We start from the raw sequence: 8,052 nt of genomic DNA, 5'->3' as shown, positions 1-8,052 counted from the left end.
CCACTAGTCAATGATCTAATGTAAATGCTCGCCCTGTAACACAAGCATCCTGCTTGTTAATGATGTACCTCACTAAGGGTGAGAACCGCCATAACACAGATTTTTAATTAGTTCTGCTTCCACTAGTCAATGATCTGTGGTATACAAAACTCAACTATTTACTTCTATAATAGAATTATACTAAACCGATTAGTTTAGTCAAGGCCTTCCTAGTCTGTAAAAAATCATAAAATAAGGACTATTTACACATGGCACGCCCAAAAATGGGGGAAATTGACCGTTCAAATTCAGGAGATAAAATAGAGCAAATTCTGCAAGGAGCAATGCAGGAATTTTTAGCCCACGGCTATGCTGGTACTAGCATGGATAAAGTAGCAGAAGCTGCTGGGGTTTCCAAAGCGACGGTATATAGCCACTTTCAAGATAAACAGGGATTATTCAAGGTTTTGATTGAGAGGCTGGCAAAAAAGCGGTTCTACTCCATTTTAGGCACAGAATCTCTCAAAGGAGAACCTTATATTGTACTACGACGATTAGCAGCAACGGCATTAGAACAGATGATGAATGATCGGGAATATCAGTCATTTCAGCGCCTGTTAATGGGAGAATCGGCACGTTTTCCAGAATTAGCCCAGGTTTTTATTGACAGCATTGCTAAACCAGCCATTGAGACTATCAGTAGATATTTAGCGGCTCACCCTGAATTAAATATACCCGATCCAGAGGCAACAGCGAGAGTATTGATCGGCTCCTTAGCGCATTTTGTGATCACTCAAGAAATTATGCACGGTAAGGAAATTATACCCATGAAAGGCGATCGCTTGATTGATGCCTTGACACACCTGATTGTTAATTGTGCAGAGTGATGTTAATTGGCAATTAATTATTTCCCCCTGTGATTTGTTCCCTAATTCTTTCTCAAGAAAGAACTCATGGTGTTGGTAATTTTTTAGATTGTTCTTAGGAGATGTATAAATTTTCATGGTAGGAAACATCATGGCTAAGAAACCAAAAAATGAAATTAATCAGCCGGTCAGTCCAGACTGGGATTCACGAGAAGAACCAACAGTCAAGCAAAGAAACTTAACAGTGAATCCAGGGGATGTGATTGTTGAGGAATCGCAATCACTAGAAGAAAAAGCCAAACAAGTGGCTGTAGATGTACCAGATATCACAGGTGACACCATTACAGTCCCCACTTACTTTATTGTAGAATACCCCGACGGGACAAAAAAGGCACTGCACCACGTGAGAGATGCGGAAGAAATTTCTGACGTAATTCGTCAAGCACGAGTAGATGAACAGGGAAATCGGATTTGGTGGTAGTTTCTCCAAGTAGATATGGACTGGCAAAGCTGAAAAATTAGAGCAAAATGAATATGTAGGCTGTTGTCTGTTCAATCTTGAACCACTCAAACTTCGTGCGTAATCTCCAAGCAACTCATTTAAACCGCGCCCGCGCTAGTCTCAGACAAGCGTTGTCTTGGTATGGATATCTTTGTAAGTCGGGACAGTTTTCTTCACATCCTGAATTGGTGGGCTTACTCAAACCGGAATTAGAAGCTTTAAACTCCACACTCAACAAACTAGACTCTAATGTGATTAGAATTGCTGCTTTTGGTTTAGTGAGTCGGGGAAAATCAGCAGTATTAAACGCCTTGCTGGGGGATAAAATTCTGCAAACCGGCCCCCTCAACGGTGTTACCCAATGGCCGCGTTCCGTGCGTTGGCAGCCGGGGGGTAAGGTATTGATAGAGTTAATTGATACACCAGGTTTAGATGAAATTAACGGGGATATCAGGGCAGAAATGGCGCGAGAAGTGACGCGCCAGGCTGATTTGATCTTGTTTGTAGTTGCAGGTGATATCACTCGGACTGAGTACCAAGCATTGTTAGAATTACGACAGGCACAAAAACCACTGATTCTGGTATTTAATAAAATAGATTTATACCCAGAAACAGACCGCTCGGCAATTTATGAGAATTTGCAACAACTGGGGTCTACACCTTTACTACCTGATGAAATTGTGATGGTGGCTGCGGAACCAGCACCCATGGAAGTACGAGTTGAGTGGCCCGATGGTAGTGTTAGCTATGAATGGGAAACGCCACCCCCTCAGACAGAAGAACTCCAGCAAACAATTTTATCTATTCTCAATCGCGAAGGGCGATCGCTCCTAGCTTTAAATGCACTCATTCAAGCACGGGATGCTGAAGCGGCTATGGCGCAAAAGACTATGGACCTACGGGACGAAGAAGCTGAAGATATTATTTGGAAATTCACTAAATATAAAGCCTTGGCAGTAGGATTAAATCCTGTACCTGTTTTAGACGTGATCTGTGGTGCAATTGCCGATTTAGCCTTAATTCGTTCTCTAGCAAGATTATATGGCTTACCCATGACCAGCTATGAAGCCACCAAAATTTTAAAGACTATTTTCTTTAGTTCAAGCGGTTTGCTATTGGGAGAAATAGGTACTAGTGTTATGCTGGGTTTAGGTAAAAGTACAGCTGTTATTGCCAGTGGTGAAAATCCCCTCAACATTACTGCTTATGCTGGCACTGCCATTGCTCAATCTAGTCTAGCTGGTTATGGTGCATATACAGTGGGTAAGGCTGCCCAAGTTTATTTAGAAAAAGGTTGTACCTGGGGAAAATTAGGAGCTAGTACAGTAATTCAAGAGATTTTATCTCAAGTTGACCACAATACAATTCTGTACCGCTTACAACAGGAATTAGGTGCAAACTATTAAAACTTAACCCAGAGGGGAAGTCAATGCTGATTTGGTGATTTGCTTAATTGCATCTAAACTAGGCGCTGGTGTATCGCTTTCCATCCCTAACCAGAGAAGATACTCAATATTCCCCGCCGGTCCGGTAATTGGCGACCAAGTTAAACCTTTATATTTCCATCCCAATTCAAAAGCCACCTGTAACACTTGGAAAATCGCATCAGCTTGGTCATGAGGATCACGGACAACCCCCTTTTTACCTACGCGGGATTTTCCCACTTCAAACTGTGGCTTGACTAGTAATACTGCATCTCTAGGAAATTTAGTTAATCGCCACAAAGCAGGTAAAACCTTGGTTAGGGAGATAAAAGATACATCAACCACCGTCAAGTCAGGTATAGAATCACTTTCACCATATAACTCATGGGCTGTGAGATGACGTAAATTAGTGCGTTCCCTTAAAATCACCCGTGGATCATTTCTTAATTTCCAGTCAACCTGTCCATAACCAACGTCCACGCCATATACTAATTTTGCGCCGAATTGGAGTAAGCAATCAGTAAAACCCCCCGTGGAAATTCCCCCATCTAAACAAATACGTCCAGTTGGGGAAATGGGAAATGTTTCCAAAGCCTTCACCAGTTTCTCACCACCGCGAGACACAAAACGCGATCGCTCTTTTATTTTAATTTCCGCCCCGGTATCAACTTCTGTCCCTGGTTTATCTACCACCTGTTGATTTACGGTCACCTCCCCCGCTTGAATTAATCGCTGTGCTAAGGAGCGAGAACCACATAAGTTTAATTCCACTAATAAAGTATCAAGTCGCTGCTTCACCAATTAACTTGACTCTCCTGATCAGATTAAATTAATATAGCGTTTCCTCAGCATTATTCCACCTCTCCCCCTCTCCCCCCGCGCTTCTGCGCTTCTGGGTGAGATATAAGAATCTGGTTAATAGCCAGTCAACAACTGCTATTCTCCATTCAAAAATTCCCAATATCCATTACTTAGTTCCCTCACCGCCAAATCATAAAATTGCTTACCGTGTTCTGGTGTTGCTAAAGCTGGATTTGAACCCATGCGCCCATCTGGGTAACGCTGGCGGAAGTTAGTAGCACTATAAATTTTGTGTCCACTGGGAACCTCTGGCGAGAGGGGGGCTTGTTTAATCGCTTCTGGATAAATATACTGGGTAATAGCCACCTCACTGGGGGTAGCATGAGAACCTTCTTGTTCACCATATAATTCCTTGGCGAGTTTGTATACAGAACTGCACATAAACCAGTTAGCAATTTGACATTCTACCTTGGAGGCGTTAGTAATTTGCTTTTCTTCTAAGTGGGCGTAAGTTTCTGAAAAAGCAGCTTTGAGGGTAGCAATATTACCCCCATGTCCATTGATAAAATAAAATTTACTAAAGCCAGCTTGAGCTAAACAGGTTATATAATCTCGAATCACCAGAATTAGAGTACTAGGACGCAAACTAATTGTCCCAGGAAAAGCGGTGTGGTGTAATGCCATACCCACATTCATGGTAGGAGCAATCATTGCTTGAGTTGCTTCTCCTACACCGCGGGCGATGGCTTCTGCACAAATAGCATCAGTCCCAATTAAACCAGTGGGCCCGTGTTGTTCTGTGGAACCAATGGGAAGGATAATACCCTGTGATTTTTGTAAATAAACTTCAACTTCTGGCCAGGTGCTTAAATGTAGTAGCATTTTGTAGAAAGGAATAGGGAACATTGACCATAACAGAATTATGGGGACACAGCACTACCATGTCCCCTATCCTTGTATTTAATTTACATCCAATCCGTTGGACAAATTTTTGCATTGTGGACAATCAAAAAAACGAAAACACGAGCAAATCAAAGCAATTAGATTGATGTTCAATTTTAATTTCTATGCTATCTAACCTCTTTGAGAACTTAGCAGTAAGATTGGATATCCTCTCCACACTGGTCTACTAAATAGCACAAAGCCCGAAACCGCAAGCCCACAAATTCATCATACAGTGGATTCAGCTTACACAGGGGGGGGATGTGAGCTATTTTGCGTCCCAGTAAGATAATATCACGCTCGAAAGGACACTGGGCAGGAATTATTTTAGCTAGGAAATGAGCAAACCCACGATTGGTAATTTCCAGGTTGTCTAGCCTTTTCCGCAATGGTTGCAATATGTCGAATTTAGTCGGAGTTGGTTGATGGGGGCTACCTGCTGGTTTGGTGGCTTCTACTTCTACAGATTGGATAAAAGCAGGTAGGATGATATGTTGATTATTTGTTTCAATCATAGCTCTCAGTAAGGTCTTCCCTGGATTAATTAACTGTTTGCCAACTTAAGACTTTACCATACAATCTATGTCGGTGGTTTTTATTCTGGTTATGAACGGAACAAAGATATAGCATTTTGTAACACAAGCATCCTGCTTGTTAATGATGTACCTCACGAAGCCCGAAAACCGCCATAACCATCAAGGGAGTAATTTAGCATAGAAATTGCTGGTAAATGCTGCTGTTATTTTATATTTAAACTCACTGGATAATCATCAACTGTCCCGTTAAATACAAAATAACAAAGAAAATATAAAAATGGTCTTACGTTAACTTATACTTATGATTTGTTGGTATCAAACATGATGATCTCCTATGTTGGTTCTAAATGAACAGTTCACAAACTAACCAGTGGTTAGAATTGTACTTGTACTGGCACTGGTAGGCTGTGACCTTTATTTTGGTTAGGTTTGCTGGTTGGTTGTTGGTCAACCCTTCTTTATTTTAGAATATTGGCATCAAATAAAAAGTTATTTAGATTACAAAACCCCCAGCGGATATTATTTAATTAAGGTGATCATATGTTTTGATGAGAAAAAATTAACTTAAAAATTAACTTAGTATGTCAATTATTATACTAATTTTGCTATACAGGTACAGCAGCGGGCATCTTGCCTGCAAAAAATCCATACATAAATTTTAAGTTATGTTACATAATTTGCCGAAATATTGAGAAATTGACTGTAAGGGAAACATAGCTTTAATGTAGAACCTATAGGGGATATTTGAAGTCAATATAAAATATCATGAACCAGAATAATACTCAAAAATACCAATTTGTCTGTACTCTGACCTTTGGTGATATCTACGGTCAAATAATTATTTGGTTAATCACCATTACAATTAGTTTGGCTTCGGCTTTGGCGTTGATGGGTGCTAAACGTCCTGTGTATGCTTTGGCTACGGTGGGTTTAGTGGTTCTGTTATCATTGCCGTTTCTGCTGTTTGCCTTTGTGACCACTTTATTAAATCATATTGAAGTAAGGCCAGTATCTCCAGCAACTCAGACCCAACCCATACCAGGTAATATTTCTCAGCAAAAACCAGTGGAGGTCACCAGCTGATTAATGTTAATTAGGGTTAGCTGAGAGGATAGGGAACAGGGTTTTGCCAGCAGCCCCAATTATCACCCCTTGTTATTTTTTGGGTTTTTGGGCGAGATAATTTATTTTGATGACTAGCATCTTTAGAATAGAACCAGGACTGATTCTGGAGATGGGCTAATTATGCTAGAACACGATGTAATTATTGTTGGGGGTGGATTAGCAGGATGTCGGGCTGCTGTGGAAATTGCTCGCACTGACCCCAGTTTAAATATTGCTGTGGTGGCTAAAACTCATCCCATTCGTTCCCACTCGGTAGCAGCCCAAGGGGGAATGGCCGCTTCACTCAAAAATGTTGACTCTGAGGATAGTTGGGAATCACACGCTTTTGATACTGTCAAAGGTTCTGACTATTTAGCAGACCAAGACGCGGTGGCAATTCTCGCCCAGGAAGCCCCTGATGTGGTCATTGACTTGGAACACATGGGGGTTTTGTTTTCGCGTTTACCTGATGGTCGCATTGCCCAACGGGCTTTTGGGGGACATTCCCACAACCGCACTTGTTACGCAGCCGATAAAACCGGTCACGCCATTCTGCACGAATTGGTTAATAATTTGCGCCGTTATGGGGTGCATATTTATCAAGAGTGGTATGTTATGCGCCTAATTTTAGAATTAGGTGAGGTGAAGGGTGTAGTAATGTTTCACCTATTAGATGGACATATAGAAGTATTACGTGCTAAGGCGGTGATGTTTGCCACTGGTGGCTATGGTCGGGTTTATAATACAACATCTAATGATTATGCTTCCACTGGTGACGGTTTGGCTATGACTGCCATGGCTGGATTACCTTTAGAAGATATGGAATTTGTACAGTTTCATCCTACCGGGTTGTATCCGGTGGGAGTGCTAATTTCTGAGGCTGTTAGGGGGGAAGGAGCTTATTTAATTAATAGTGAAGGCCTACGCTTTATGAAAAATTACGCCCCCAGTCGTATGGAACTAGCACCGCGTGATATTACCTCACGGGCGATCGCTTATGAAATTCGTGCAGGTCGTGGTATTCATCCCGACGGTAGCGCGGGGGGTCCCTTTGTTTATCTTGACCTGCGACACATGGGCCGAGAAAAAATTATGAGTCGTGTTCCCTTCTGTTGGGAAGAAGCCAGTCGCCTAGTGGGTGTTGACGCAGTAACTCAGCCTATACCCATTCGCCCCACCAATCACTATTGTATGGGTGGTATCCCAGTTAACACTGATGGGCAAGTTCGCAGCAGTGGTGATAATTTAGTTGAGGGCTTTTTTGCAGCCGGTGAAACCGCTTGTGTATCCGTACATGGTGCTAATCGTCTGGGTAGTAATTCCCTGTTAGAGTGTATAGTGTATGGTAGACGTACCGGGGCAGCGATCGCTCAATACGTGCAGCATCGTAAATTACCTGTTGTCAACGAGTCCGCCTACATCCAAGAGGCCAAGGAAGAAATACAAGCCTTAATAGAACAACCGGGTAAATATCGCATTAACCAAATTCGTCAAGCCTTCCAAGATTCCATGACCGAATCCTGTGGGGTGTTCCGCACAGAAGAATTAATGCGCCAAGGTTGGCAAAAAATAGCAGAATTGCGACAGCAATATTCCCAGATTTATTTAGATGATAAAGGCAGCTGCTGGAACACAGAACTAGTAGAAATGTTAGAATTGCAAAACTTAATGGTAGTAGGCCAGACAATTTTAGCATCAGCCATGAATCGCCAAGAAAGTCGCGGGGCACACTTCCGGGAAGATTACCCCCAGCGCGACGATGCCAACTTTCTACAACATACAATGGCTTATTATTCACCAGCAGGTATTGATATTAAACATCGTCCTGTGGTGATTAATATATTTGAACCACAAGAACGGAAGTATTGAAGTATTAAATTATTTGCTCCCTTCCTCCC

Annotated in this window: 8 protein-coding genes; 5 read left to right on the top strand and 3 right to left on the bottom strand. The window is 42.0% G+C overall.

Annotated elements, in window-relative coordinates; all coding sequences use genetic code 11:
- The first annotated feature begins 248 nt into the window (after window positions 1–248).
- From NWP17_RS14960 to NWP17_RS14950, 3 genes are all read left to right on the top strand, one after another.
- On the top strand, window positions 249–866 hold the full coding sequence (locus tag NWP17_RS14960) for a TetR/AcrR family transcriptional regulator (protein ID WP_280655678.1): 618 nt from the start codon (window positions 249–251) through the stop codon (window positions 864–866).
- 130 nt (window positions 867–996) lie between these two features.
- On the top strand, window positions 997–1,326 hold the full coding sequence (locus tag NWP17_RS14955) for a hypothetical protein (protein ID WP_280655677.1): 330 nt from the start codon (window positions 997–999) through the stop codon (window positions 1,324–1,326).
- Window positions 1,327–1,421: 95 nt separating this feature from the next.
- The gene (locus tag NWP17_RS14950; RefSeq protein ID WP_280655676.1) at window positions 1,422–2,753 is read left to right on the top strand and encodes a DUF697 domain-containing protein; all 1,332 of its coding nucleotides are present in this window, start codon (window positions 1,422–1,424) and stop codon (window positions 2,751–2,753) included.
- A gap of 3 nt (window positions 2,754–2,756) precedes the next feature.
- On the opposite strand, the gene NWP17_RS14945 is transcribed toward NWP17_RS14950, so the two are convergent.
- The 3 genes from NWP17_RS14945 to NWP17_RS14935 all read right to left on the bottom strand — a co-directional run bounded on the left by NWP17_RS14945 (window position 2,757) and on the right by NWP17_RS14935 (window position 5,029).
- Entirely contained in the window at window positions 2,757–3,572 is an 816-nt protein-coding gene (locus tag NWP17_RS14945) for a TlyA family RNA methyltransferase (protein ID WP_280655675.1), read from the bottom strand.
- Between the two features lie 135 nt (window positions 3,573–3,707).
- Complete coding sequence (locus NWP17_RS14940; RefSeq protein WP_280655674.1) at window positions 3,708–4,454, bottom strand: creatininase family protein; 747 nt, start codon at window positions 4,452–4,454, stop codon at window positions 3,708–3,710.
- A gap of 209 nt (window positions 4,455–4,663) precedes the next feature.
- Window positions 4,664–5,029: a Mo-dependent nitrogenase C-terminal domain-containing protein gene (locus NWP17_RS14935; protein ID WP_280655673.1), complete on the bottom strand. Its 366-nt coding sequence runs from the start codon at window positions 5,027–5,029 to the stop codon at window positions 4,664–4,666.
- A 786-nt stretch (window positions 5,030–5,815) separates the two neighbouring features.
- Between NWP17_RS14935 and NWP17_RS14930 the strand changes: the two genes are divergently transcribed.
- Window positions 5,816–6,133, top strand: a complete 318-nt coding sequence (locus NWP17_RS14930) for a hypothetical protein (RefSeq protein ID WP_280655672.1) — start codon at window positions 5,816–5,818, stop codon at window positions 6,131–6,133.
- A gap of 162 nt (window positions 6,134–6,295) precedes the next feature.
- Window positions 6,296–8,023: a succinate dehydrogenase/fumarate reductase flavoprotein subunit gene (locus NWP17_RS14925; protein ID WP_280655671.1), complete on the top strand. Its 1,728-nt coding sequence runs from the start codon at window positions 6,296–6,298 to the stop codon at window positions 8,021–8,023.
- Window positions 8,024–8,052: the final 29 nt, after the last annotated feature.

Source organism: Chrysosporum bergii ANA360D (genome assembly GCF_029891735.1).
GTDB classification, from domain to species: Bacteria; Cyanobacteriota; Cyanobacteriia; order Cyanobacteriales; family Nostocaceae; genus Umezakia; species Umezakia bergii.
The sequence above is the reverse complement of the archived record's forward strand: the minus strand, read 5'-3'. Positions and strand labels throughout refer to the sequence as shown.